The organism is Salinibacterium sp. VpJ6 (assembly GCF_059767345.1).
The window spans coordinates 1,201,883-1,225,734 of the sequence record NZ_JBSOQL010000001.1; the positions used below are offsets into that span (position 1 = coordinate 1,201,883).

Sequence of the window (23,852 nt, forward strand, 5' to 3'; positions counted from 1 at the left end):
CACCCCTTGCGACCTCCGCGCTAGTCGCCGCTGGGCTGCTGATCGCGGCTACGAATTGCAATTCCCCGCGCCTCGTCCTCCGCCTGACGGCGGGCGAGCACGTGGTTACGGAAGGTGTCGCGCAGCGGCAACTGAACCGTGTTCTCGGCGGGCACCCCGGCGAGCAACTGACGCAACCGCGTGAATTCGGCATCCACTTCGAGCCCCGCCACGAACGCGAGATTGCTGATGTAGAGCCAGATGAGCATGGCGAGCGCTCCGCCGAGCCAGCCGTACACACGGTCGTAGCTGGCGAAGTTGGAGGCGTAAAAACCGAAGCCCGCGGTGGCAAGGCCCCACGTGACGATCGCGAAGAGAGCTCCGGTGCTGACCCACCGCATCCGTTCGTGACGCACGTTGGGCGTGTAGTAGTAGAGCACCGCGATGATCATGGTGAGGATGACGGCGAGCACCGGCCAGCGCCCGATCGACCACACGGTGATCCAGGGTTCGCCAATACCGAGCGCTTCGCCCACGGCGGTTGCAACGTTGTGGGTGGTGAGCAGCAACACCACGACGGCGGCGAAGGCGGCGAGCAGGAACGTGGAGAGCACGAGCATGAGCCCGCGGAACTTCACGAAGCGTCGACCCTCTTGAATCTCGTAGACGCTGTTCGCGGCACGACCGAAAGCGGTGGCGTAGCTCGACAGCGACCACACACTCAGCAGGAGCCCGACGGCGAGCGCGACTCCGGGGCTGCCGATAGAGAACAGCTGCGTGAGAGGTTCTTTCAAGACTTCGACGGTGCTTGGCTTGAGTACTTCGGTCGCGAGATCAATCACGGTGCCGGCGGCTCGATCTTTGCCTTCGGCGATCGCCAACACGGAGACGACGCTCAGCGCGGCGGGCAGAGTGGCGAGCGCCGAGAAGAAGGCGAGCGTGGCAGCGGAGTCGATTCCACGGTGCAGCATGAAGCCGTGATACGCGCGGCGAAAGGCGTAACGCCACTCTCGGCGAGGCTCTACGAAAGTATCTCGTTCTCTACTCATTGGAGAGTTTTCGGCGCACGACGGTGGGCATAACCAACCACAGCGCAATAGCCAAGAAGGCCGCAGTTCCGCCGGCAACCGCTCCCGCTGTGCGACCAGCGACCACATCGAAGATCAGCATTGCCGTGCCAGCGATAGTAAGCGACACCACGAACAGCGTCACTTTGAGGAGACGATCGGATGCCGTCACGAGTTCGGGCTTCGCTTTCTTTCCAAAGAGGGCACGGTGAAGACTCACGGGAGAGACGGCGAGCGCGGTCGCGAGAACTGCAGCTGACACCAGGGCGAGGTAGATCCGCACTTGGTAGTCATCCAGCTCGGAAAAGCGTTGCTGGAACGCGAGCGTCAACAAAAATCCGGTGAGAATTTGAGTACCGGTTTGGATGACGCGCAGCTCTTGGAGGATCTCTGTCCAGTTGCGATCTCCCCGTTCCGTCGAGGTCTCGTTACGACCGTCTTCCTGCGCGTCGGCGCTACTCACACTCGTGCTCATCCCCACATCCTAAGCAGTTCGGCGCAGTGTCATTGCCACCGCATCCAATGCGCCGCAGCACCCCGGGTTCCGGCCGCCCATTAGACCCGCTCAACAGGCTGCCGCAGCAGGGTACGGAGCTTGGATGACTCGACCTTGCGAAAGTCGTTGAAGTAGATCTCGTGGTGCTTGCCCGTCATTCGCAGCCCCTGTTCGGGAATGAACTCGGTGTGCAGCCGCGAAAGGATCTCGGCCTCATCGTCGTACGGCCCGAGGTGGAGTGTTTGCACGCACAGCCCCTCCTCGAGAGTCTCGAGTCTGACTTTGCCGAGGCTAGCGGGCAGAGTCTCGGGGGTCTTGCTTTTGGCGGTGACCGCGGCCACGGCATCCTGAAACATCGCGTCGGTGATCCACTCGGGCGTGAGGATCATCGCAGTCCAGTCCCACTGCGATTTGTCGCGGCCGGTCGTAAACGCGGCCATATCCTCGGCCCACCACAATGCTTCGAGCGGCGGCACGACATAGTCGCGGTCAAGCGCTTTGCTCGCGAACTTCAGCGTGTAGGCCACCGGATAGAGCGCGCCGATCGCGGCCGTGTATTCGCTGCCCTCACCGGGCGCACCATGGCCGTCGACCATGAGGTACTGCTGGGGCGGGACATCCAGAATTCTGAACTCGTCGTGGCGCGCTTTATACGCGTCGAGCGTCTTCTTGAAGTCTGTTTTCATTGCCCCACCCCGCCAAACATAGGTCGTGCAGTTAGCTGGCGCCGATGACGACGTTGGCGATGAGCATATCGAGCTTGCGCACATCAATGGCCTTGCCGACCTTGATCTTGATGTGGCCGGCGCGGGTCCACAACTCGAGCTCGGCGTTGAAATCGAGGGTGCCTGCATTCTCGGATGACCACATGAGAACACTCGAATAGGGCAGCGAGTACAGCTCCACCTTCTTACCCGTGATGCCTTGAGCATCACGCACGATGAGGCGCTTGTTGGTGAAGACGGCGCTGTCACGGAAGGTTTTGTAGGCCGCGATGGGCTGCTCGCCGGGGAGCAACATCGGCACGACGTCTTCGGGGATCGGGGCTTCAGAAACGAACGTCCAGGCTGCGATTACGGCGGCTTCCATCGGGTACTCCTTGAATCGGGTAATGGGCCGAGATCTCCGACCCGCACACACCCTATCGGCCACCGCCGACGCCCCTGCTGCGACAGCACTGCCGCACCCGAACGCGCCCAGATTCGGCAGCATCCGGAACAGTAGAATCGTTGCTGTGCCGCTTCCGGCGCGGTAAGGATTGCCCTGTGACATCGCCTGCTCAGCATGACCGCCAGCCGCTCGTCGAGCCGGGTGCACCGCTCGGCCCGCAGTCGCTGATTCGTTATTCGCGCCAACTGGCTAATCCTGATTTCGGCGAGCTCGCGCAGCGCCGCCTCGCGAACGCCCGCGTGCTCGTTGTGGGCGCGGGCGGCCTCGGTAGTGCCACCATCCCCGCCCTCGCCGCGATGGGCGTTGGCACCATCGGCGTAATCGATACGGATGCCGTTGAACTCTCGAATCTGCACCGCCAACTCGCTCACGGGGTCGCCGACATTGGGCGCAGCAAGCTCGATTCGATGGCCGAAACGGTCGGCCGGATCGATCCGGGGGTCTCGTTCACGGGCCACGATGTGTGGCTCGATTCCAGCAACGCGCTCGAACTCTTTGCGGGGTATGACCTCGTGCTCGACGGCAGCGACAACTTCGCCACCCGCTATCTCGTCAATGACGCAGCCGCGCTGACCGGCATCCCCGTCGTGTGGGGCGCAATCCTGCGCTATGGCGGTCAAGCCGGAGTGGCGTGGGCTGGTCACGGACCGACCTACCGCGACCTCTTCCCGGTGCCGCCGGCACCAGGCACCGTTCCGTCATGTGCCGAGGGCGGGGTTCTGCCGGCTGTGTGCGCCATGATCGGCGCGATCATGTGTTCCGAAACTGTGAAGCTCATCACCGGCATCGGCGACCCGCTTCTCGGCCGGGTGACAACCTACGATGCTTTGTCGGGGCGATTCCGGGAACTCGACTACGCCGCGAGCGACGAAGTGGATGCCGTCACCGAGCTCATCGACTACGAGGCGTTTTGCGGCGTAGCGGCTGCACCCGCCGCAAGCGGCCCCCTCGCCTCGAATGACGCGAACGGCACCGGCGACGAGATCGACTCACGCGAACTTGCGGCCATGCTCCGCAGTGGCGCGCCCCTGCAACTCGTCGACATTCGCGAACCCTTCGAGTACGCGATTGCCGCGATTGAGACTGCTGGGCTGATTCCGCTGGGTGGTCTCGGAGACCGGCTTGCCGACATCCGCACCGACATTCCTGTGGTTGTGTATTGCCACCACGGCATCCGCAGCGAACGTGCTCTGCGAATGTTGCAGAGCGCCGGCTTCACCAATATCCGCCACTTAGTGGGCGGCATCGACGACTACTCGCAGGTCATTGATCCTGCGCTCGCGAGGTACTAAACGTGAACGATCAGATCCCCGCCAGCTTCGCCACCATTACGGATGCCGCGATCGATGAGGCCGCTATCCGGCGCGCGGTGGAGTCCCCCGCTTCCGGCGCGGTCGTCGTGTTCTCGGGAGTTGTCCGCAATCACGACGCCGGCAACGAAGTGTGGTCGCTGGAGTATCAGGCGCATCCCGAAGCCGAAGCGCTGCTGGCTCAGTGCTGCGCCGAAGTTGCGGCCGAAACGGGCCTCGCCATTGCCGCAGCGCACCGTGTTGGCCTGCTTCAGATTGGGGATGTTGCCCTCTCAGCAGCCGTCTCGGCAGCACACCGTCGCGAAGCTTTCGAGGCGTGCGAATTGCTCGTCGAGCGCATCAAAGCAACGGTACCAATCTGGAAACGTCAGCAGCTCGCGGGCGGCGCGACCGAGTGGGTGGGGCTGTAAAGACCTAGCCGCCAGCGAACGGCGGAAGCACGTCGACGCGAGCGCCCACCGCGTACGTGGGATCACGACGAACGACGCCATCGATCAGGAATGATCCTGACTCGACGACTCGCTGCATGAGCGAACCATAGCGCTCGATGAGCAGGACCTTGAGCGTTGCCAGAGTCGCGCCCGACTCGATTTCGAGGTGCTCTTCATCACGCCCGGCAGCCTCGGCGGCTGCGGCGAAATAGCGGATGTGAAGGGTCATGTCAGCCACCAATGTACGACATCTCAATCTTCTTAGCGCCCGGTCCTGGCGTCGTCGCCAGCCGGGTGGTGTTGAGCGAGCGCAACTCTGAGTAGCGGTCGGTGCGGTTGCGCCAGAGGTGGGCCATGGCATCCGACAGTTCGCCGTCGGTGCAGCCGTCACGCATGAGAGCTCGCAGGTCGTGACCCGAGCTGGCGAAGAGGCACGTGTAGAGCTTGCCGTCGACCGAGATGCGGGCGCGTGAGCAGGTGTGGCAGAACGACTGAGTGACGCTGGAAATCACGCCGATCTCTCCGCTGCCATCGCGATAGCGCCAGCGTTGCGATGTTTCGCCGCTGTAGTTGGGGGCGATTTCTTCGAGCGGGAGTTCGGCGTTGATGCGCGCCACGACTTCGGCCGAGGGCACGACTTCGCCGAGTTGCCAACCGTTGGTGGTGCCGACATCCATGTATTCGATGAAGCGCAGAATGAACGGAGTGTCTTTGAAGTGGCGGGCCATCGCGACGATGTCTTTGTTGTTGTGCCCCTTCTTGACGACCATGTTGATCTTGATGGGGCCGAGACCAGCGGCGTGCGCTGCATCGAGGCCAGCCAGAATCTTCGCGACCGGAAACTTCACGTCGTTCATGGCTTGGAAGGTCGCGTCGTCGAGCGAGTCGAGCGACACGGTGACGCGCTTGAGCCCGGCCTCCTTCAGCGCTGGGGCAAGGTGGGCGAGCGCTGAGCCGTTCGTCGTGACCGCGAGGTCGAGGGGCGCGCCCGCCGGAGTTGTCAGCTTCGACAGCATCCCGACCAACTCAGGGAGGCCTTTACGCAGCAGCGGTTCACCACCGGTGAGGCGAATCTTCTCGACGCCGTGAAGCGCGGCAATGCGCGCCAGCCGGGTGATCTCTTCGAAGCTCAGAAGTTCGTCGCGCGGCATGAACGCGTAGTCGGCGCCAAAGACCTCTTTGGGCATGCAATAGACGCAGCGAAAGTTGCAGCGGTCGGTGACCGAAAAACGGATGTCGTGCAGCGGCCTGCCCAGGGTGTCCGCGACGGCCAGCGTGTCCACGACGGGGGTACCGATCGCGGAGGAACTCATAGCGTCAGACTAACCCGCGGCAGGCTGCGAAACCTCCGAGGCGGTCGCGTCAATGACATCGCCGACGTGAATGCGTCCACCATCAAGCGGAGTGAGCCGGATGCCGAACCACGTTTTGTGGTCACGCTGGCGGTGCTGCGCCAGGGTTCGAATCGGTTCCTTGCCGCGCTCGAGGGTGGAGGGTTCGATCGTGGTCATGACGCAGCGGTCGCAGATCATCGTGACGCGAAAGCGCACGTCACCGATGGTGACGTGCGACCAACTCTCTTCGACGAACGGTTCGAGATCGTCGATGATCACGTTGGGACGGAACCGGATCATGTCGAGCGGGGCGGCATCCGCCTCGGCCCACTCGTCGAGCTGACGCAACGACGCTTCGCTCGCGAGTAGCAGCGGGCCGCCATCGGCGAGAGAAACAACTTCGCCCGGCTGGCCGCCATCCTCGGGGTCGATCGCGCGCACGGTCGGGTCGGACTGCCAGACGAGGCGCGCCTCGAGGCCGACGCGTTCGCTCAGCCAACGGTTGACTTCGCCGCGAGCGGCAAGGGCGGTGCCCTGCCCGCTGTGGCTCACTGCGATCGTGTCGCCGCCATCCGCCATATCGACGGTCACGCTGGAGCCGTCGCGGTCGGAGAGCTGCACCGCCGTGTCGCTGAACGCGTGAGCGGAGAGACCGAGAAGGTGGTTGTGCTGGCGCGCGGTAAGACTCTTGCCGTCGCTGTCGACGATGGCCCAGCGCCGATCTTGGTCAAGGCCCCACGGATTGACGGCCGCCGAATCAACGTCTTCGCCGGCAAAAGACTTCACTGGATACACTCTGAGTCGTGTCACGCGCATGGGCGAATCCTAGCAACGTGCGCCCCAAGAACGACGGGATTGTCCCGAGGGGAAGCGGCGTGAAACTGCGGCGCTGATTAGCGGCGCGGATACACCGTGATCTGAGCTGGATCGACGGAGGCCACCACGGGGTCCCCCGGCGCAATATCGCGCGCGAGCAAATCGGCGGGCGAGGCTTCGGCCACGACGGTATCGCCCAACAGCGTGACGCGGATGCCCTTGAGGCCGGGCTCGAGCAGCTCGACAGTGGCGGGCCATTCGTTGGGTTGCGAGGGAGCGGATGCCTCCCGGCGCAGCGTCACCGCGGACGGCGGGAACGCGATCGACACCTCTGCCCCGACCGCCGATACGCCGCCGCCGACGGCGAGACCACGCCCATCCGCGAGCCGTAGGAGCTGGCTTGATTCGACGATGCCGTGCAGCACGTTGAGGCCGACGAGCGTGGCGGCGAACTGGTTGACCGGCTCGCCCAGCACCCGGGCGACGGCGCCGCTGTCGATGATGCGGCCCGCCTCCATGATGGCGACGCGGTCGGCCAGCACCATGGCATCCACCACATCGTGGGTGACGACAATGGTGGCGGGCGCGGTCGGCGGCCGGCCATCGATCCCGGTGTCGGTGGCGGAGATCCGGGAGGCCAGGCACTCGCGCAGCAGCGTGCGCACGAGGGAGGCGTTTTGCACATCGAGGGCGGCCATGGGCTCGTCGAAGAGCAGCACGTCGGGTTCGGTGGCGAGCACGCGGGCAATCGCCACGCGCTGCTGCTGACCTCCCGAAAGCTCGGCGGGTTTGCGGGCGGCGAACTCGCTCATGCCGACGGCCGCCAGCCATTCGGAGGCACGGTCGCGGGCATCCGTCGCCTTCATTCCGTGCGGGCGCAGCAAGCCGTGCGAGCGCAGCCCAAAAGCAACGTTCTCGAGGGCGCTCAAGTGCGGGAACAGCAGGGGGTCTTGCCCGAGCAAACCGATGCGACGACGATGGGCGGGCACCACGGTCATCCGCGCGCTGCCCGGCCGCCCGCCACCCGACTGCGCACCACCCAACTGCCGAACCTCGGTAAGCACGCGACCGTCGACCGACACCGTGCCGCGCTCGGGGGTGAGCAGCCCCGCGATCACCGCGAGCAGCGTCGACTTACCCGAGCCGTTCGGGCCCAGCAGCGCGAGCGTTTCTCCGGGCGCGACGGTGACGCTCGCGTCGAGGGTGAACGCGCCTCGGTTCACCAGCATGGTGGCATCCAGAGTCATAGCGTCACAGCTCCGGAGTCGGGCGCCAGCTGCGCAGCAGAAGCAAGATGACGATACCGACAACCACGAGCAGCAGCGACAGGGCGATGGCCGAATCTTGGCTCACTCCGGCGCCGTTGAACGCGGTGTAGATCGCGAGGGGCATGGTGCGGGTGGTGCCCGCGGCATTGCCGGCGAAGAGGGCGGTGGCGCCGAATTCGCCGAGCGCGCGGGCGAAGCAGAGCACGGTGCCGGCAATGACGCCCGGCATGATGAGCGGCAGGGTGACGCGGCGAAACACTGTCCAGCGCCCGGCACCGAGGGTTGCCGCGACCGCCTCGTAGCGAGTACCCGCAGTGCGCAGCGCGCCCTCGACCGAGATCACCAGGAAGGGAAGTGCCACGAACGATTGGGCGATCACGACCGCGCCCGTCGTGAATGGAATGCGGATGCCGAACCAGAGTTCGAGCACGCTGCCGACGAGCCCGTTGCGTCCGAGGAGGTAGAGCAGCGCGATGCCTCCGACCAGGGGCGGCATCACGAGTGGGAGCGTCGTAAGCGCACGCAGCAGACCGGCCAGCCGCTTGCCCGAGCGCGCAATCACGAGCGCGAGCGGAATGCCGACGATGAGACACAGCACCGTCGCGGCGAAGGCCGTCTGCAGCGACAACCAGAGTGCCGACTGCGCCTCCTCCGAGACGATCGCGGCCGGAACGCTCGGCCAGTCGGCACGGAGAAACAGCCCGACGAGGGGCAAGATCAGCAGCGCGAAACCGAGGGCTGCGGGTAGATAGAGCAGGCGTGGGATGCCGGAGCCGGCTGCTGTCGTGGTGCGCGAGGCCGTGCTTCGGCTGGCCGTGCTTCGGCTGGCCGTGCTTCGGCTGGCCGTGCTTCGGGTGGCTGCGTCGTCGGTGGTCTGCGCACTGCGCGAGGAGACACTCATGGCTTCGAGAATCCGTAGCGCGCGAGAATGGCCTGCCCCGGCGGCGACAACACGAACTCCACGAACGCGGCCGCGATGGCCGGTTGTGCGGCTTCGGTCAGCACGGCGATCGGATAGTTATTGCGAGCACTCGCAGCGTCGGCGATCTCTACTCCGTCGACAGCCCCCGCGGCATTCAGAACGTCCGTGACATAGACGAGCCCGGCATCCACTTCGCCCAGCTCAACCTTGGTCAGCACGGCCGTCACGTTCTGTTCTTCGGTCACGGGCGTGGGTTCGATGCCTGCAGCGTCGAGCAGGATGCGCGAAGCGGCCCCACACGGAACCGCGGGCGCGCACAGGGCAACCTGCACGCCGGGCTCCGCCAGATCGCTCAGTGCCGAGATGCCGAGCGGGTTGCCGGGCTGCACCGCAATCTGCAATTCGTTGCTCGCGAACGAAACGGGAGCAGTCGCCAGCTCGGCGCTGACCTGCTGCATCGTGGCGTCATCCGCGGCAGCAAAGATATCGACCGGGGCACCCTCACTGATCTGCGTGGCGAGAGTAGCGGAGCCGTCGAAGGAAATCGGAGCGATTGTGACGCCAGGGTTCTCGGCGCTGAAGGCGTCAGCCAATTCGGTGAACGACGCCGTCAATGAGGCCGCCGCGAAAATCGTGAGCTCACCCTGCAGCGCACCGTCCGCAGACGTGGATGCCGGTGCCGGGTCTGTTGCCGAGCATCCGGAAAGCACCACCAAGCCCGCCATCGCGACGGCGGCAACCGTCGTCAGCATACGAACCCGTCGTCGGCCGTGCCGCCCCTGCCAGCGCGACTGCCGCGCAGCCTTTGCATACCGCGCAGGCCCCGCCGCACCCATCACTAGGAGTTGTCTTTCGGAGCCTCAACAACCACCATCGTCGCTTTCACGACGGCGACCGCGAGCGACCCAATTTCGAGCTTCAAGTCGCGCACGGCTTCGGTCGACATGAGCGACACGATGCGATGCGGGCCGCACTGCAGTTCGACCTGCGACATGACGGTGTCGCTCAGGATGCCCGTGACGAGCCCGACCATTCGATTGCGAGCACTGCTCGTTGTCTCGGATGCCGCTTCCAATTGTTGGGCTTGCTGCGCCCGTTCCTGAGCACGCTGGGCGAGGTCCGCGCCGTCGATGACTTGGCGCCCGGCGTCATCCAGCGCCACCGGCAAACCGTCGGACGCGATCCACCGTCGTACGGTGTCGTCGCTGACTCCGAGGAGCCCTGCAGCTTCGCTAATCCGATAGTGCGCCATGATTCTGAGTTTATCACCGCAGATACGGAGATGATCAGTCGGATTCACCGCATCCGCCCCTCAGTTAGGGAGGAACCACCTTAGCTAGGGTGAGTGCATGGTTCACGACTCTTCTGCAGCGCCCGCGTCGATCAGCATCGAACAGCATCTCGCTCGTGTTCTCGAGAGCGTCACCGCGCTGCCCGCCATCACCGTGCCGATCGCCGAGGCGCTGCACCGTACCCTCGCCACCGACGTGCACGCCACCGCCGACGTTCCCGGCTTCGACAATTCCGCAATGGATGGCTATGCCCTTCGCCGCGCGGATGCCATGGCCGCTACCGTCGACAGTCCCGTAACGCTGACTGTCGTCGCTGACCTTCCGGGGGGCTCCGCCGAGAACCCTCCGCTCCAGCCCGGCGAGGCCGCGCGCATCATGACTGGCGCCCCCGTTCCGGACGACGCCGACTGCATCGTGCCCATCGAAGACACCGACGAGGGCACCGCGACCGTGCTCATCTATCGAGCTCCTGCCGAAGCGGCCTTCATCCGTCCGCGCGGTACCGACGTGCAGGCAGGCGACGCGGTGTTGCCCGCTGGCCGTGTACTCGGTGCACGCGATCTGGCGGCCGCCGCGGCATCCGGAGTCAGCACTTTGGCGGTGTACCCAGCGCCGCGCGTCGGCGTGCTCTCGACGGGCAGTGAACTGCGCGAGCCCGGCGACACACTCGCACGCGGCCAGATTCATGACTCGAATTCGCTGTTGCTCGAAGCACTGATTACCGAGTGCGGCGGCATCCCCGTACGGCTCGGGTCAGTGCCCGACGATGACGCTGCCCTGCGCGCGATTCTTGTCCAGCACGCGCCCACCCTAGATGCCATCATCACCTCGGGTGGAGTGAGCGTCGGCGCCTACGACGTCGTGAAAGCCGTGCTCGCCCCGCTCGGAGTGTGGTTCGGTCCCGTGCGCATGCAACCCGGCAAGCCGCAGGGCTTCGGACGCTTCCCGGTCGGCGACGCCGGCGGCCCCCTCCTCTTCGCCCTCCCCGGCAACCCCGTGAGCGTCTTCGTCTCGTTCGAAACCTTCGTTCGCCCCGCGCTACTCACGATGGCGGGCCACTCCACCATTCAGCGCCCGACTCTCTCCGCCACCGTCACGACGGGCTGGCGCAGCCCTGCGGGGCGCGCGCAATACATGCCCGCGGTTGTCGAACGGGATGACCAGGGTGCGGCATCCGTTCGCCCCGCGAGCGCCGGTGGTGCCGGTTCGTACCTCGTCGCGAGTCTGGCCGGAGCCAATGCTTTAGCCTTTGTGCCCGAAGACCTGACCGAGGTGCGCGAAGGTGACACCCTGACTGTCACACTGGTGTCATGAGCGATCAGCCTTTCACCCACCTCAATTCCGCTGGCCAAGCCCGGATGGTGGATGTCACCGCCAAGACCCCGACCGTGCGCGAAGCGACGGCAGAGGGTTTCGTTCGCTGCTCCCCGGTAATCATTGACGCGCTGCGCTCGGGCAATGCCCCCAAGGGCGACGTTCTAGCGGTCGCTCGCATCGCCGGCATCCAGGCCGCGAAGCGCACTGCCGAACTCTTGCCGCTTGCCCACATCATCGGCGTGCACGGCGCAACGGTTGATCTTGAGGTGACGGATGACGGAGTCGCGGTGACCGCGACCGTGCGTACCGCAGACCGCACCGGCGTAGAGATGGAAGCGATGACCGCGGTGTCCGTTGCAGCTCTCGCGATCGTGGACATGGTCAAGGGCATGGATAAGACCGTGCAGATTGAGAACGTGCGGTTGCTCGCGAAGTCGGGTGGTCGTTCGGGCGATTGGCGTCGGCCGGCCTAAGACGGTCGGCTCGAAGCGGCCCGCGTAGGGCGGCCCCGAGGAGCGCTCGCTAGCTAGTGGTCGCCGCCGTCTAGCTGCTCCAGAATGTGGCTGATCAGCGGCGTGATCACCGCGAGGCCCTCTTCGACAGCTTTCGTTGACCCGGGCAGGTTCACCACGAGAGCAGTGCCCGCAATACCCACCAGCCCGCGACTCAGCACCGCCATCTTCGTATGGCGTGCGCCTTCACGGCGCAACTCTTCGGCGATGCCGGGAATCTCTCGCGTGAGCAGGGGCCGGGTTCCTTCGGGCGCGAGATCCCGGGGTGCCACTCCGGTTCCGCCACTCGTGATGACGATGCGGGCACCGGCGGCGAGCGCGGCCCGGATGCCTTCGGTTACTGATTCCGCGCCATCCGGAATCACTGCCAACGACACCGCATAGCCCTGCTGCTCAAGCAGTTCGACCGCTCGCGGCCCCGAAGTGTCGGCGCGCTCCCCACGAAAACTGCGGTCAGACACGGTGATGACGGCGGCGAGGATGGGAGCGTGAACCATACCCGCTACGGTACGGCAGCCCAAACCCCCAGCGCACAACTAAACTCCAGATCATGCGCGCGCCAGAGTTTACGATCCGTCGAACAACTGTCGACGACTGGCGCGAGGTGTGCACACTGCGGCTCGAGATGCTGGCCGATACCCCGATCGGCTTTGCGGAGCGACTCGATAGTGCCCGCACCGCCACGGAGGCAGATTGGCGTTCGCGGGCCGTGCGCGGTCAGAATCCGCGCGGCATCTCGGTCGCCGCCATTACGACGGACGGTCGCTGGGTTGGCACCATGGGCGGCTACGTTCCCGATGCCACGACAGGACCGCTGCTGGTCGGCGTCTATGTCACGCCCGATTTTCGCGGTCGTCAGGCTGGCGTGACGGATGCCCTACTCACCACCATCGAGGAGTGGGCGGCCACCTACGGCAGCACCCTGACCCTCGGCGTGCACGAAGACAATGCCCGAGCGCGAGCCGCCTACGAGCGTCGGGGGTACACACTCACGCGGCACTCGGTGCCGTACGTTCTCGATAAGTCCCGACGCGAACTCGAGATGGTCAAGCAGCTCTAAGCAACACAGGCCGGTCGCGCGCCGCTAGTCCGTCAGCGGCGGAGTGCGCGGCGGCGCTACCCGACGCTGCGACACCGCCTCATAGGCGATGCCGATGCGCAGCAGGTCGAGGTCGGAATACGCGGCACCGGCGAAGGTGATTCCCACGGGCATGCGGATGTCGGCCATGAGCCCCATGGGAACAGTGACGGTCGGGATGCCCAGGTGCCGAATCGCGAGGTTGCCGTTGGCGACCCAGACACCGTTTCGCCACCCTGCTTCTGCCGTGGCGGGGTTCGTGCCCATATCGGCAGCGCCCACGTCGGCGACCGCGGGGAAAGCTACGGCGTCGAGCTCGTTGGCCCGCATCCATTCTTCAAGGTCGACACGGCGGGTTTCTTCGAGGCCGCGCACGCCCCGTTCGAGCTCGGGGATGTCGGTGAAGTGATCGTAGGGGTGGTCGCGCACCTGGGTCGGGTACACGGCGATGTCGTCTTCGAAGCCGTCGTAGCGATCGTGCGGGGCGCCGGGCACGCTCGGAAAAATCGTGCTGCCATCGACGCCGACGATCGTGTTAAAGTGCGGGTCGCCGTTAGCCTTCAGAAAGTCTTCCCACGCCCACGCCGAGAGATCGACGATTTCGCGCTTGAGAAACTCGGGGCTCACGAGACCGCGGGTTGCGATCGTGGGGGCACCGGCCCGGTCGGCTTCGTAGTTCGAAACGACCGGAAAGTCGACCTCCACCACGGTGGCGCCGGCTGCTTCGAGGTCACGACGTGCCTGGTCGAACAGGGTCAGGATGCTCGGGCGGGTGTCAATCGCGGTTCCTGTCGGACCGCCGACTCCGCGCGTGCCCGAGCCCGCCTCGGTATCGCGGTTGATGTACATCCGGGGAACGCCGAAGCGCTTGCCCGCCAGCGGCAGTTCCTCAGAGTCAGGCACGAGCGACAGATACGTCTCCGGCCGCACACTCGATGCCACCGGAATCTCCACCCACGGTTGCGAGCGCCAGAAATCTCCGCGAGTGTCGTCATCGTCGAACACGATCACGTCGAGCACGGCGAGCAGGTCGGCCATGGTGCGGGTGTGGGGCACGACGACATCCATCGTGGGCACGAGCGGCCAGTTGCCGCGCACCGAGATCACGCCGCGCGAGGGCGTGTAGGCGCAGAGGGCATTGTTCGAGGCCGGTGCCCGGCCGCTCGACCAGGTCTCTTCGGCGAGCCCGAAGGCGGCAAAACTCGCGGCCGTTGCGGTGCCCGATCCGTTCGACGATCCCGAGCCATAGGCGGCGGTGAGGTACTCGGCGTTGTAGGGGCTCTCGGCGCGGCCGTAGATGCCGGGCTGCATTCCGCCGTTGGCCATCGGGGGCATGTTGGTGAGGCCCAAGCAGATAGCTCCCGCATCGCGCAGGGCCCCAATGGTGGCGGCGTCCCGCATCGCCATCAGATCGGCGAAGGCGGGGCTGCCGGCTGCTGCGGTGAGCCCTCGGTGCAGGTAACTGTCTTTTGCCGTATACGGGATGCCGTCGAGCGGTCCCCGCAGTTGACCGGCCGCCCGGCGCGCATCAGATTCGCGCGCTTCGACGAGCGCCTCGGTGTTGGGCACGACGACGGCGTTGAGCTTCGGACCGCTGCGATCATAGCGATCGATGCGCGCGAGGTACGCGGTGACGAGCGCCTCACTCGTCAGGGTGCCAGCTGCGAGTGCTTCTTGCAGTTCGGCTATCGACGCTTCGACGACATCGAAGGTGCTCATCAGTTTTCTCCCTGTGACTCAGCGCCGATATTTTGCGAAACGGCGACAGAGGCGGCAGCGTCGGTGGCGCCGGGCAGTTGAGGCTGCTGTTGGGTGATGCAGTGGATGCCGCCACCGCGGGCGAAGATCTCGCGAGAGTCGACCATGCGCACCTCGCGGCCGGGATACGCGTCGGCCAGAATGGCGGCGGCTCGGGCATCCGCCATCTCGTCGTTGAAGCCACAGCCGATGACTCCCCCGCTGACGACAAGGTGGTTGACGTAGCTGTAATCGACGAAGCCGTGGTCGTCGCGCAGCAGGGCGGGCGCGGGCAGCTCGACGATCTCGAAGGCGCGACCGGCGGCATCCCGCTGGCTCTCGAGGCTGGCCCGAATTTCGGCCATCACCTGGTGGTCCGGATGCTCAGGGTTGGGTTGAGCGTGCAGCAGCACGCGCCCCGGCGACGCGATCGTCGCGACGATGTCGACGTGGCCGTTGGTGCCAAAGTCGTCGTAGTCGCGGGTGAGGCCGCGCGGCAGCCAGACCGCGTGAGTGGCGCCGATCGTGCGCAGCATTTCGTGCTCAACGCGTGCTCGGTCAGCGAGCGGATTACGGCGCGGGTCGAGCTGAACGGTGTCGGTGAGTAGAACGGTTCCTTCGCCGTCGACATGAAGTCCGCCACCCTCAGCGACGAGGAGCGAGCTGACGATCTCGGCGCCAGCAGCCTCAGCCACCACGCGCCCGATCTTCGCCGCCTGTTCCCACTCGGCCCAGGCCGGAGCACCCCAGCCGTTGAAGATCCAGTCGACGGCACCGAGAACGCCGGGGCGTTCATCGTCGAGCACGAAGGTGGGCCCGATGTCGCGCATCCAGAACTCGTCGAGCGGTGCTTCGAGCAGCTCAATGCTGCTGTCGAGCATCCGCCGAGCACGGAACATTTCGGTCGGGTCAACGACCATCGAGACGGGCTCGAACTGGGCGACGACGTTGGCTACATCAGACCAAGCGGCGTAGCCGAGTTCGCGTTCGGCGTCAGTCGCGCCGAGCGTTTCGCCGACGCGCGGGAACGCCATCCAGGTGCGCTCGTGGGCGGCAGTTTCCGATGGCATTCTCCAGCTCATGGCTAGCCTTGCGTCGCTTCAATAATGGTGGATGCCAACCGCTGTCCCACCCGAATAGCACCATCAACGTGCTGATAGCCGGCCGCCGCGAGGTCGCTCGAGCCGAACTGGATCGGCCCGACGGGTTCGAGCTGCAGAGCGCCGTAGCGCGTCAGCCCACCGAGGTCGAAGCTCGCCGCGTATGCGCCACGAGTCCACTCTTCGGAGGCCCAGTCGCTTTCGTAGTACACCGCCGGGGTGAGGGCTTCGTCGCCGTAATAGGTGGCGAGCGACTCAAGGATGCGGTGCTTGCGGTCGGCAGGATCAAGCGCGAACAGTTCGTCGGCCTTCTCCCCCGACACAAAGCCCACGAGGGTGCCACGCTCTTCGCCGTGGTTCGTGTTGTCGTACGCCTCATGCACCAGTTGGTAAGGACTGAAGGCCGTTCCCGAGAGGCCAGCCGCGCGCCAGAACGGGGTCGCGTAGGTCGCGTGCACCTTAATGACGAGGCCGAGCGAAGAGTGCTGCTGCATCTGCTGGCGCATCCGCGGCAGAGCTGGAACGTAGTCGATGCGGTCGTAGAGGTTCGGAGGCACGGCGACGATGACGTGCTTCGCCGTGACCGTGAGTTCATCACTCGTGACGGTCGCGCCAGCGGCGTTCCACTCGATGCGGCGCACCGGCTGCGAGAGTCGAACGACGTCGCCGCCCAACGCCTCAGCCATCACCAGTGGTACCTGCTGCAGACCACCCACCACACGCTTGTCGAGAATGAAGTCGGAGTCAACGAGGTTGCTGAAGCTTCCGGCGCTGGCCGCCATGAGCAGTGCCTGCAGCAGCGAGAACGAATGGGCGGGCTTGGTGAGCATCGCCTCGGCAACGAACAGGGCAACGTTGTCGGTTGCTTCGGCATCCGCGCTCTGGCTTTCTAGCCACGCGCGGTACGAGATACGGTCGAATTCTGTGGCCCGCGGATGCTCCCACGGAGCTTCAAGGTCAAGCTCAGCCACGAGGGCATCCAGCACCGAAATGAGCCGAGTGATCTCCGCTTCGGTCGCTGCTCCCGCCGGAAAGATGTCTCCCGTAAAGCGGCGAGCCACGCCATCCTTCGAGACGTAAACGCTCTCGCCTTCGCGGTAGCGCGAGTACGTTTCGAGGCCGAGCTCGGCAAGGGTGTCGATGAGTGCGGTCTGGTCAGGAGATACCCACTGACCACCGATCTCAAACATTTGGCCGTCGATCGAATCAGTCCAGAGACGACCACCGATGCGATCGCGCGCTTCGAGCACGATCACGCTGTGGCCTTCGCGAACGAGGGCTCTCGCTGCGGTGAGGCCTGTGGCGCCGGCTCCGACGATGACGACGTCGCGATCAATGGTGTTCATGCTCACCATTATTTACCACCTGTTCAATAAGAGTCAAGAACGGCTACACTGCGAGGATGGCAGCAGGCACAACTCGACGACGAAACGCTACCGAGCGAGCATCCGAAATCCGCGACGCGGCTCAGCAGATCGCACTGACTCGTGGCCTCGCCGCAATCTCGCTGCGCGCTCTCGCCGCCCACTGCGGAGTCACCGCACCCCTCATCACGCACTACGAGCCCAGCATGGAAACCCTCGTGGCGACCACTTTCTCTGACATTGCCGAGAAGGAAATTGCCGAAGTCGAACGTGTCGCTCTCGCACCGAACAAGCCCCTCGACCAGATTCGCGCGCTCATCGAGGCCATCGCCGATCCCGCGCGAGACAACGTCGGCGAAGTCTGGACCGACGCGTGGAGCCTCGGCCGCCGCAACGAGCCACTGGCCGAAGCCGCCCGGCAGTCAATGGATGCCTGGCATGCTCTCGCCATCGGCATCATCCGCGCGGGTCAGGATGTCGGCCAGTTCGCCCCGGTGAGCCCCGAGCGGGCAGCGCTCGTGCTCTTCGCACTCGTGGACGCCACCTCGGCCTACCAACTCGTCAACTTTCGCAGTCGCGAGACTCGCGAATCGCTCGTGCGCGAAACTCTTGAGGACATGCTCGGTGTGCCGCTTGGCTAACCGCGCGCCTCAAGGGCTGTTACCGACGCGCGAGTTGACGCCTCATCCACGAGTCGCGCACTTCAACCGCGGAACGCGAGACCACGGCGTCGGGGGCGATCACGTCGAACCCGTGATATCCACCATCCCATATATGGAGTTCCGCTTGACCAGCGGCGGCCCAGATGCGGCTAGCAAACGCAGTGCACTCATCTCTAAACACCTCAGCGGAACCGCAGTCGATATAGATCGGAGGCAATGACGAGAGGTTGGACTCGCGACCCGGTGCCGCATAGCTAGACACCTCAGCGGACCCCTCGCGGCCCCCGAGGAGCGCAGCCCACCCGGTGCGATTAGATTCTCGGTCCCACGTTCCTATTCCTTCGAATTGCTCGGACGAAACCGTATTGTCGCGGTCATCCAGCATCGGGCACAAGAGCATCAGCGCGGCCATGCTCGGCCCCCCTCTGTCACGGGCAAGCAATGCCACCCCAGCAGCGACGCCGCCGCCAGCGCTGATGCCGAGCGTGATGAGTCGACGGGAATCGAAACCGATGCTCACAGAATTTTCAGTCGCCCAAGCCAGCGCAGCGTAGGCATCTTCAACCGGGACGGGGTCGCGATGCTCTGGTGCCAGCCGATACTCAACCGTGATCACCACGACATCGTCGCGCACAATCCATTCAGCCAACCGACCGATTCCTGCGAACCGGTCGCCCGCGACCATACCTCCGCCGTGGACGAAAAGGATAGCGGCACCGGCCTCACTGTGATCGGCCCGCGAAATTACGCTGAGTTCGATCGCTTCGCCATTGTGCCCCCTGATCGTGTGATCCGTACACCGAAGAGGCTGACCAGCGAACTGATCCTCGAAGGAGCCGGTACTTATCGCTGAACGGCGACTCAGGATCGTTTCGGCACTCAGCGGATTAAAGCCCCCTCCCGGCAACGCCAGGAGGGGTTTATGAACTTCAGGGTCATAGGGCGGCCTGGGGAGAGAAGTGGTCATTCAGCGTTTCTTTCGTCGGAGAATTTGATGGCGTTCGGCATCACTAACAGAAAGCCGGTTTTCTGCAGATGAGATGCGGCTTAGTATTCAGCGTTTGAGCTCTCGATTGAATTCTCGTGATTCAATCGCCGGTTCGACTTCTGGGCCTGCAGAATTTGAGAGACCGCTTCTTGAGTTTCCCTGATGGAACGCTCGCTGTGCTGATAAAAGCCTCGGCCACTTTTTGCCCCAAGGTCGCCGTGCGAAACCTTTTCAATGAGCAATGCATTGGGCGCGGTGGAGTTGTCGAGGCTCGGGAATATTTGCTCACAGACGGCACGAAAGACATCAAGCCCTCCAAGGTCGGCCACACCGATTGGGCCAGCAACCGCCCAACGCGCGGCAAGGCCATCAGTAACGATGGCATCGACATCCGCAGCGCTTGCGACACCGCCCTCGATCAGAGACAGGGCTTCACGCAACAGCGCCGCTTGCAGCCGGTTCGCCACGAACCCGGGGCGCTCGGCCTTCAAAAGAACGGGACGCTTCCCCAGCCGCATAAGCATGTCGGTGAACAGACTGATAGTTTCGGGCCGCGTCTCCGCGTGCGGCACGACTTCTACGAGAGGAATGAGGTCAGCGGGGTTGAAGAAGTGCCCGATCAAGAAACGACTCGGCTGCACTACATATTGGGCCAACACGCTCGGCATAAACGTCGAGGTGTTAGACGCGATAATCCCATCGGTGGCGCCAGAAATGGAACGAAGGACTTTCGCCTTTACGTCCAGGTCTTCACTAGTCGCCTCAAAAACAACGGCGCTGCCAGAGACACATTCCTCAATGCTGCCAGCGATCTGAACACCATGCTGTGCAAGGTCGCCGAGCATTGGGTCACAAGCGCGTACTTCATAGCCCGCATTGACGAGAAGTCGGGCGATGCTTCTTCCCATCGTGCCCAACCCAATAACCGCGATGCGGCCCTCAGAGTTTTCGCCCATGCGCGTTCTCCATTCAACATTGACAACCTTTGAATACGGACTCTACAGTGATCTTGCTAAATGAAACAGCCTATTTCATCAATTGAAACCCAAGTGAACCAAGCATCTCAGCAGGATCGCATTGCGAAAACCCTCACCTGACTAATACCGAAGACCCGCAGTCCCTGCAGGACTTCGGCGTAGCGCTTGAGAGCGCCTCACCGGTGGGCCAACAAGAGGAGCGAGACGACAATGGAGTCGAACAATATCCCCGCGAAAGGCGTTACAAGGCGAAACTTTCTTGGCTTGATCACGGTCGCCGGTGGGGCGACCGTCTTTCCTATAGCCGGGGTTGCTGGACCAGCTCGTGCAGCCGAACCTCCGGCGCTCCCGGTGGCTCGCGCGGCAACTGTCGGGTTTGCTGAGGCGGACTTTGGCATAGCTTCGGGCGCAATCGGCAACTGGGGCAGTTCCGTGGCCCTAGCATTCGATGGAAACCGCCGCAGTATCGGCGCCGACCTCAGTGCCGCTCATCCCCTGAATGCGATCGAACTGATTCGCCAGAGTGAAGACGGCGACCCCCACCAACGTCTCGGCGTTAAAATTGGCGTGCTGACTTATGACACCGATCCCGCCATCGGCAATTTTGCCCACTTCAACATCACAGGCACCGCAGCGCTCGACTACCTCAGCCGGTCAGTGGGATTCGATCTTCAGGGACAGCGGGTTACCCGGCGCCTTCAGCTGCACAATCGAGGCACAACGACGCGGGTTTCGGAATCCGACTACACACTGTGGGCTAGCGACGACAACGTCACATGGGCACCACTGACGGGGTGGAATCTCACTGCGGAGGCCGTCGGCGGCAGGATGCAACACACATTCGATGGCTTCGAAGTAACCGCTCGCTACCTCAAGATTAATTTTGACTATCCCGGAACCGCAGGGTTCGATTTTATTCTCGACACTCCCCTCGAGAATGCTCGCGCCTTCGGCAGCATGCCCCCACCTGAGCCCGGCCCAGTCCACCGCATTGTCAGCCGCGACCTCTCTGTGTGGACCAGTGATGACAACGCAGCCTGGACCAAGATCCCTGACGTACAAATCGTTAATGTCGGAACTTCGCTGTGGCTTTACGGATTTGACGTCACCACTCGCTACGTGAAGGTTCACATGCATCGTGAAGACTCGGGTTCTGAGACTTTCCTCATCACGGATGTCCAGACGGGAATCCGCGTGTACGACATACCTGCGGAGGCGTTTGTGGCGGCAGGTGGTGGCGCCTGGAACTGGATCACTCCAGTGCTCGTGAGCAATCCGACATCGGAGACCCTTCGTGATCGGGCCGTCTTTATCTCAGCCGCAAGCCTCGACGTTGCTGGCCTTGTAGCCGCCGGGCGCCTGCAATCCGACCTCCGCGACCTGCGCTTCGCGACCACAGACGGAGTCGAGCTGCACGCCTACTCGAAAGGCGACGGAGTGTTTGTTCGAATCCCGAGTATTGCGCCGAGCGAGGAGAAGGAAATCTTGGCGTTCAGCGGAAACCCAGCCGCGACGTCGCGGGTCGCCCACGACGCGGCCGCTCTTCAGGTGGAGTACGGCCAGCGGACTCTTACTCCACAGACCGCGGTCGGCAATTGGGGTGGAATCGGCATGAAGGTCGTGCAACTTCCCACCGGACTCATGATGGCTGCGGCCGGCTATTCGGGCGGCCCCTTCCAAATCGCAGCCCGGTTTAGCTCGGATGGTGGACGGAGTTGGGGAAACATCGAACCAATTCTTCCCGTGGTTGCCCCTCCCGTGACCGCGGTGAGCCCCGGAGGCTTCCTGCTTGACCCAGTCACAGACGTTCTATCGATATTCTTCCTCGTCCAGACCGTCTACACCGTGGGCGGAGATTTCATGGATCGGTCGCAGAACGACGTACAACTGTGGACGGCCCGAACCACAGGCTATGACGCCAACGGACGTCCGATCTTTGGTCCAGCCCAGCACATCTCTCTCGAGGTGGAGGCCACCGGACAGCCTGTCGCGTGGGGGCTGTCGTACTCAAACGGCATCCGGACCGCGACTGGCACGCATCTCTACCCAGTGTCGTACATGATCGACTCGACCGGGACTTTCGCAAGCACCGTACTGCGGTCGACCGATGCCGGCGCCACATGGGTTCAGTCAACCGAGCTCATGCTCCCGAGCGCTCCCGACGGCTACGAACGGGGAGTCACCGAGCTCGCAATCACCGAGCTTGACAACGGCGACGTCATGCTTGTGGCGCGACAGCAGGACATGACAAAGCACTACTTCCTCTCATCATCCTCGGGGGATGATGGACTGACGTGGTCGACTCCGTCCGACAGTACGATTCTCTCCAGCAACACTGCTGCCGCCCTATTTCGTGATGAAAGCGGTGGCCACGGAATGACGTGGCCCGGTCACAACGGTTTCGGTCAGGTCAGTTATTACCGCAACAATTTGACGGCCGCCTATAGCGACGACGATGGTGAAACGTGGAACGGTTACCAAGATCTCCTCGCAGCGTCCTCAATCTCTACACCAGGCTGGGGAAACGTCAACGAAACCCGCACGGCGGTCAATGCCGATTCGTGGAGCGCACCTGACGATGCGAGGGTTTTCGCCTGGGGCCGCCCGACTCAGCCAACGATTGTCATGCACGTTGATGACTACGAATCCTTCGTGCGCGATAGTCACGGCGCCCTCGATGTTCCCGCCTATCGTTCAACAGGAGGGGTAGCGAACGGAACCGAACTCACCTCATCCCGATGGTGGAGAACGACCCGCACCGGAAGTATCGACCTTGTCGACGGCAGCCGCCCAGACAGGAAAGCGGTTCGGTTGCGCTCCTCACCGCTGGGTCCAGCAGGTGCCTCTCGATTGTTCCCGGGCATCCGAAAAGGGAAGATAGGTTTCGGGCTACAGATCGCAGACCTCGTCACCGATGTGCATCTGGTACTGCAGGAGGGTTTCTCCGCTCACCACAATTCGCGCGGCACAGCCCTGTCACTGAAAATCAGCCCATCGGGGGAGCTGCAGATCACGACGGACAGCGCATTTGCCCCGGCCCGTGCCGTCGGACACTGCAGTGGGGACGCTAACCCCGCTGCAGGAAACCTGACCGCAATGGGCGTCCATCAAATCGTCGCGTTCGATTATCAGAATCGAAGCATTGGCGCCGACTTGGGAACACCGCGAGAAATTACCGGGCTGGAGTTGGTCGACAACGACTTCGTCAGTTCCACCGGCAACAGGGTCGACCCCGCAGTCTTAGAGGTCTGGATATCGGACACAAATGACAGCGACTGGACTCTGGTCTCCGGCTGGTCAGGTGTGAAGAACGGGAACATAATCAGCCTCACGGGCGCGCCGCTGACGACTCGATACATCAAAGTCGCGCATCCGTACGCTGACACGGGTTGGACTGTCGGCAACGACGAACAGCGGATGCTGCGGGTACTGCCGGATGCTGATGATTCTCAGTCATTCAATACGCTGTCGACACCAATGACTCTGGTAGCCGGAACGTGGCACAGGGTCGAGATCGAAGTCGACATCCCCGGGAATCGGATTGTCTTAGCCGTCGATGGCGTTGAGCGGTCGGCAGTTTCCGTGCTCCACCCTGCTGAGGTACTCACCCATCTCTTGTTGCTGACGGAGCCGGCAGCCTCCGGAAGCGTCCAGATTGACGAACTTCTGGTCCAGGACACCTCTCTGGGGCTACCTGTCGTAGCGCAGGTTGGTACCACCTATGAACTTGGTTCGACGCCTCCGGGCGGCAGTGGCGGCAGCTCTTCGGGAGGTGGCGGATCGAACTGGGGAGCTAGCGGGTCGGATTCCGGCGGCGGCACCACCCCCGGCGCGCACGGGCTAACCGCTGTCGCGCTCGCGGCGACCGGAACGCAGCCTCATTTTTTCGGAACTTTGGCGACGGTTGGCGCCGTTGGAGCCGCATTAGGCGGGGGAATGCTTGTGCTCCGCAACCGAAATGTCGGGCGCGAACAGGAGAGCGAGTCCGACTCTCCAGCCGCTGGGTAGTCACCTAGCGCCTCCCGGATTCGA

The 23,852-nt window shown here is 63.8% G+C and carries 24 protein-coding genes; 7 read left to right on the forward strand and 17 right to left on the reverse strand.

Annotated elements, in window-relative coordinates; translation table 11 throughout:
• Window positions 1-20: 20 nt before the first annotated feature.
• The 4 genes from ACWTV1_RS05915 to ACWTV1_RS05930 form a co-directional block, all read right to left on the reverse strand.
• Window positions 21-1,028, reverse strand: a complete 1,008-nt coding sequence (locus ACWTV1_RS05915; protein ID WP_498504482.1) for a YihY/virulence factor BrkB family protein — start codon at window positions 1,026-1,028, stop codon at window positions 21-23.
• Complete coding sequence (locus ACWTV1_RS05920) at window positions 1,021-1,521, reverse strand: DUF6328 family protein (RefSeq protein ID WP_498504483.1); 501 nt, start codon at window positions 1,519-1,521, stop codon at window positions 1,021-1,023. The genes ACWTV1_RS05915 and ACWTV1_RS05920 overlap by 8 nt, the downstream gene beginning before the upstream one ends.
• A gap of 80 nt (window positions 1,522-1,601) precedes the next feature.
• Window positions 1,602-2,228 carry a GyrI-like domain-containing protein gene (locus ACWTV1_RS05925; protein ID WP_498504484.1) on the reverse strand — a complete coding sequence of 209 codons (627 nt, stop codon included), beginning with the start codon at window positions 2,226-2,228 and terminating at the stop codon, window positions 1,602-1,604.
• Between the two features lie 31 nt (window positions 2,229-2,259).
• Window positions 2,260-2,631: a PH domain-containing protein gene (locus ACWTV1_RS05930; protein ID WP_498504485.1), complete on the reverse strand. Its 372-nt coding sequence runs from the start codon at window positions 2,629-2,631 to the stop codon at window positions 2,260-2,262.
• Between the two features lie 176 nt (window positions 2,632-2,807).
• Between ACWTV1_RS05930 and ACWTV1_RS05935 the strand changes: the two genes are divergently transcribed.
• Window positions 2,808-4,004, forward strand: a complete 1,197-nt coding sequence (locus ACWTV1_RS05935) for a ThiF family adenylyltransferase (protein WP_498504486.1) — start codon at window positions 2,808-2,810, stop codon at window positions 4,002-4,004.
• A 2-nt stretch (window positions 4,005-4,006) separates the two neighbouring features.
• Window positions 4,007-4,432 (forward strand): molybdenum cofactor biosynthesis protein MoaE, encoded by a 426-nt coding sequence (locus ACWTV1_RS05940; RefSeq protein ID WP_498504487.1) that lies wholly within the window; start codon window positions 4,007-4,009, stop codon window positions 4,430-4,432.
• 4 nt (window positions 4,433-4,436) lie between these two features.
• On the opposite strand, the gene ACWTV1_RS05945 is transcribed toward ACWTV1_RS05940, so the two are convergent.
• The 7 genes from ACWTV1_RS05945 to ACWTV1_RS05975 form a co-directional block, all read right to left on the reverse strand.
• Window positions 4,437-4,682, reverse strand: a complete 246-nt coding sequence (locus ACWTV1_RS05945; protein WP_498504488.1) for a MoaD/ThiS family protein — start codon at window positions 4,680-4,682, stop codon at window positions 4,437-4,439.
• A gap of 1 nt (window position 4,683) precedes the next feature.
• On the reverse strand, window positions 4,684-5,766 hold the full coding sequence (gene moaA / locus ACWTV1_RS05950; RefSeq protein WP_498504489.1) for a GTP 3',8-cyclase MoaA: 1,083 nt from the start codon (window positions 5,764-5,766) through the stop codon (window positions 4,684-4,686).
• Window positions 5,767-5,775: 9 nt separating this feature from the next.
• Window positions 5,776-6,603 (reverse strand): MOSC domain-containing protein, encoded by an 828-nt coding sequence (locus tag ACWTV1_RS05955; protein ID WP_498504490.1) that lies wholly within the window; start codon window positions 6,601-6,603, stop codon window positions 5,776-5,778.
• 77 nt (window positions 6,604-6,680) lie between these two features.
• On the reverse strand, window positions 6,681-7,832 hold the full coding sequence (locus ACWTV1_RS05960) for an ABC transporter ATP-binding protein (protein ID WP_498504491.1): 1,152 nt from the start codon (window positions 7,830-7,832) through the stop codon (window positions 6,681-6,683).
• A gap of 22 nt (window positions 7,833-7,854) precedes the next feature.
• Window positions 7,855-8,772, reverse strand: a complete 918-nt coding sequence (locus tag ACWTV1_RS05965) for an ABC transporter permease (protein ID WP_498504492.1) — start codon at window positions 8,770-8,772, stop codon at window positions 7,855-7,857.
• Window positions 8,769-9,545 carry a molybdate ABC transporter substrate-binding protein gene (gene modA, locus ACWTV1_RS05970; protein WP_498504493.1) on the reverse strand — a complete coding sequence of 259 codons (777 nt, stop codon included), beginning with the start codon at window positions 9,543-9,545 and terminating at the stop codon, window positions 8,769-8,771. Before modA ends, ACWTV1_RS05965 begins: the two co-directional genes overlap by 4 nt.
• A gap of 86 nt (window positions 9,546-9,631) precedes the next feature.
• Entirely contained in the window at window positions 9,632-10,045 is a 414-nt protein-coding gene (locus ACWTV1_RS05975) for a TOBE domain-containing protein (RefSeq protein WP_498504494.1), read from the reverse strand.
• 97 nt (window positions 10,046-10,142) lie between these two features.
• Between ACWTV1_RS05975 and ACWTV1_RS05980 the strand changes: the two genes are divergently transcribed.
• Window positions 10,143-11,399, forward strand: a complete 1,257-nt coding sequence (locus tag ACWTV1_RS05980) for a molybdopterin molybdotransferase MoeA (protein WP_498504495.1) — start codon at window positions 10,143-10,145, stop codon at window positions 11,397-11,399.
• A complete protein-coding gene (gene moaC, locus ACWTV1_RS05985; protein ID WP_100388123.1) occupies window positions 11,396-11,875 on the forward strand; it encodes a cyclic pyranopterin monophosphate synthase MoaC in 480 nt (159 codons plus the stop codon). Before ACWTV1_RS05980 ends, moaC begins: the two co-directional genes overlap by 4 nt.
• A 53-nt stretch (window positions 11,876-11,928) precedes the next feature.
• Here moaC and ACWTV1_RS05990 read toward each other — a convergent pair whose 3' ends face one another.
• Window positions 11,929-12,411, reverse strand: coding sequence for a MogA/MoaB family molybdenum cofactor biosynthesis protein (locus ACWTV1_RS05990; RefSeq protein ID WP_498504496.1), 483 nt, complete (start codon window positions 12,409-12,411; stop codon window positions 11,929-11,931).
• 53 nt (window positions 12,412-12,464) lie between these two features.
• Between ACWTV1_RS05990 and ACWTV1_RS05995 the strand changes: the two genes are divergently transcribed.
• Window positions 12,465-12,974, forward strand: coding sequence for a GNAT family N-acetyltransferase (locus tag ACWTV1_RS05995; RefSeq protein WP_498504497.1), 510 nt, complete (start codon window positions 12,465-12,467; stop codon window positions 12,972-12,974).
• A 24-nt stretch (window positions 12,975-12,998) separates the two neighbouring features.
• Here ACWTV1_RS05995 and ACWTV1_RS06000 read toward each other — a convergent pair whose 3' ends face one another.
• The 3 genes from ACWTV1_RS06000 to ACWTV1_RS06010 are packed head-to-tail and all read right to left on the reverse strand — an operon-like array spanning window position 12,999 to window position 17,175.
• Window positions 12,999-14,711, reverse strand: a complete 1,713-nt coding sequence (locus tag ACWTV1_RS06000; RefSeq protein WP_498504498.1) for an amidase — start codon at window positions 14,709-14,711, stop codon at window positions 12,999-13,001.
• Window positions 14,711-15,811 (reverse strand): agmatine deiminase family protein, encoded by a 1,101-nt coding sequence (locus ACWTV1_RS06005; RefSeq protein ID WP_498504499.1) that lies wholly within the window; start codon window positions 15,809-15,811, stop codon window positions 14,711-14,713. The genes ACWTV1_RS06000 and ACWTV1_RS06005 overlap by 1 nt, the downstream gene beginning before the upstream one ends.
• Before the next feature lie 2 nt (window positions 15,812-15,813).
• Complete coding sequence (locus ACWTV1_RS06010; RefSeq protein ID WP_498504500.1) at window positions 15,814-17,175, reverse strand: flavin monoamine oxidase family protein; 1,362 nt, start codon at window positions 17,173-17,175, stop codon at window positions 15,814-15,816.
• Window positions 17,176-17,231: 56 nt separating this feature from the next.
• Between ACWTV1_RS06010 and ACWTV1_RS06015 the strand changes: the two genes are divergently transcribed.
• A complete protein-coding gene (locus ACWTV1_RS06015; protein WP_498504501.1) occupies window positions 17,232-17,834 on the forward strand; it encodes a TetR/AcrR family transcriptional regulator in 603 nt (200 codons plus the stop codon).
• 19 nt (window positions 17,835-17,853) lie between these two features.
• Here ACWTV1_RS06015 and ACWTV1_RS06020 read toward each other — a convergent pair whose 3' ends face one another.
• Window positions 17,854-18,822, reverse strand: a complete 969-nt coding sequence (locus tag ACWTV1_RS06020; protein ID WP_498504502.1) for an alpha/beta hydrolase — start codon at window positions 18,820-18,822, stop codon at window positions 17,854-17,856.
• A gap of 80 nt (window positions 18,823-18,902) precedes the next feature.
• The gene (locus ACWTV1_RS06025) at window positions 18,903-19,799 is read right to left on the reverse strand and encodes a 3-hydroxyacyl-CoA dehydrogenase family protein (RefSeq protein WP_498504503.1); all 897 of its coding nucleotides are present in this window, start codon (window positions 19,797-19,799) and stop codon (window positions 18,903-18,905) included.
• Between the two features lie 231 nt (window positions 19,800-20,030).
• Between ACWTV1_RS06025 and ACWTV1_RS06030 the strand changes: the two genes are divergently transcribed.
• Entirely contained in the window at window positions 20,031-23,828 is a 3,798-nt protein-coding gene (locus ACWTV1_RS06030) for a sialidase family protein (protein WP_498504504.1), read from the forward strand.
• Window positions 23,829-23,852: the final 24 nt, after the last annotated feature.

Excerpts from the sequence above, each read along its gene's own strand:
- ACWTV1_RS05965 (WP_498504492.1), bottom strand. The coding sequence starts at position 8,772 with ATGAGTGTCTCCTCGCGCAGTGCGCAGACCACCGACGACGCAGCCACC.
- moaC (WP_100388123.1), top strand. The coding sequence starts at position 11,396 with ATGAGCGATCAGCCTTTCACCCACCTCAATTCCGCTGGCCAAGCCCGG.
- ACWTV1_RS06000 (WP_498504498.1), bottom strand. The coding sequence starts at position 14,711 with ATGAGCACCTTCGATGTCGTCGAAGCGTCGATAGCCGAACTGCAAGAA.
- ACWTV1_RS05945 (WP_498504488.1), bottom strand. The coding sequence starts at position 4,682 with ATGACCCTTCACATCCGCTATTTCGCCGCAGCCGCCGAGGCTGCCGGG.
- ACWTV1_RS06020 (WP_498504502.1), bottom strand. The coding sequence starts at position 18,822 with ATGACCACTTCTCTCCCCAGGCCGCCCTATGACCCTGAAGTTCATAAA.
- ACWTV1_RS06010 (WP_498504500.1), bottom strand. The coding sequence starts at position 17,175 with ATGAACACCATTGATCGCGACGTCGTCATCGTCGGAGCCGGCGCCACA.
- ACWTV1_RS06030 (WP_498504504.1), top strand. The coding sequence starts at position 20,031 with ATGGAGTCGAACAATATCCCCGCGAAAGGCGTTACAAGGCGAAACTTT.
- ACWTV1_RS05915 (WP_498504482.1), bottom strand. The coding sequence starts at position 1,028 with ATGAGTAGAGAACGAGATACTTTCGTAGAGCCTCGCCGAGAGTGGCGT.
- ACWTV1_RS05975 (WP_498504494.1), bottom strand. The coding sequence starts at position 10,045 with ATGGCGCACTATCGGATTAGCGAAGCTGCAGGGCTCCTCGGAGTCAGC.
- ACWTV1_RS05955 (WP_498504490.1), bottom strand. The coding sequence starts at position 6,603 with ATGCGCGTGACACGACTCAGAGTGTATCCAGTGAAGTCTTTTGCCGGC.
- ACWTV1_RS06025 (WP_498504503.1), bottom strand. The coding sequence starts at position 19,799 with ATGGGCGAAAACTCTGAGGGCCGCATCGCGGTTATTGGGTTGGGCACG.
- ACWTV1_RS05920 (WP_498504483.1), bottom strand. The coding sequence starts at position 1,521 with ATGAGCACGAGTGTGAGTAGCGCCGACGCGCAGGAAGACGGTCGTAAC.
- ACWTV1_RS05925 (WP_498504484.1), bottom strand. The coding sequence starts at position 2,228 with ATGAAAACAGACTTCAAGAAGACGCTCGACGCGTATAAAGCGCGCCAC.
- ACWTV1_RS05995 (WP_498504497.1), top strand. The coding sequence starts at position 12,465 with ATGCGCGCGCCAGAGTTTACGATCCGTCGAACAACTGTCGACGACTGG.
- moaA (WP_498504489.1), bottom strand. The coding sequence starts at position 5,766 with ATGAGTTCCTCCGCGATCGGTACCCCCGTCGTGGACACGCTGGCCGTC.
- ACWTV1_RS05960 (WP_498504491.1), bottom strand. The coding sequence starts at position 7,832 with ATGCTGGTGAACCGAGGCGCGTTCACCCTCGACGCGAGCGTCACCGTC.
- modA (WP_498504493.1), bottom strand. The coding sequence starts at position 9,545 with ATGCTGACGACGGTTGCCGCCGTCGCGATGGCGGGCTTGGTGGTGCTT.
- ACWTV1_RS05980 (WP_498504495.1), top strand. The coding sequence starts at position 10,143 with ATGGTTCACGACTCTTCTGCAGCGCCCGCGTCGATCAGCATCGAACAG.
- ACWTV1_RS06005 (WP_498504499.1), bottom strand. The coding sequence starts at position 15,811 with ATGAGCTGGAGAATGCCATCGGAAACTGCCGCCCACGAGCGCACCTGG.
- ACWTV1_RS06015 (WP_498504501.1), top strand. The coding sequence starts at position 17,232 with ATGGCAGCAGGCACAACTCGACGACGAAACGCTACCGAGCGAGCATCC.
- ACWTV1_RS05930 (WP_498504485.1), bottom strand. The coding sequence starts at position 2,631 with ATGGAAGCCGCCGTAATCGCAGCCTGGACGTTCGTTTCTGAAGCCCCG.
- ACWTV1_RS05990 (WP_498504496.1), bottom strand. The coding sequence starts at position 12,411 with ATGGTTCACGCTCCCATCCTCGCCGCCGTCATCACCGTGTCTGACCGC.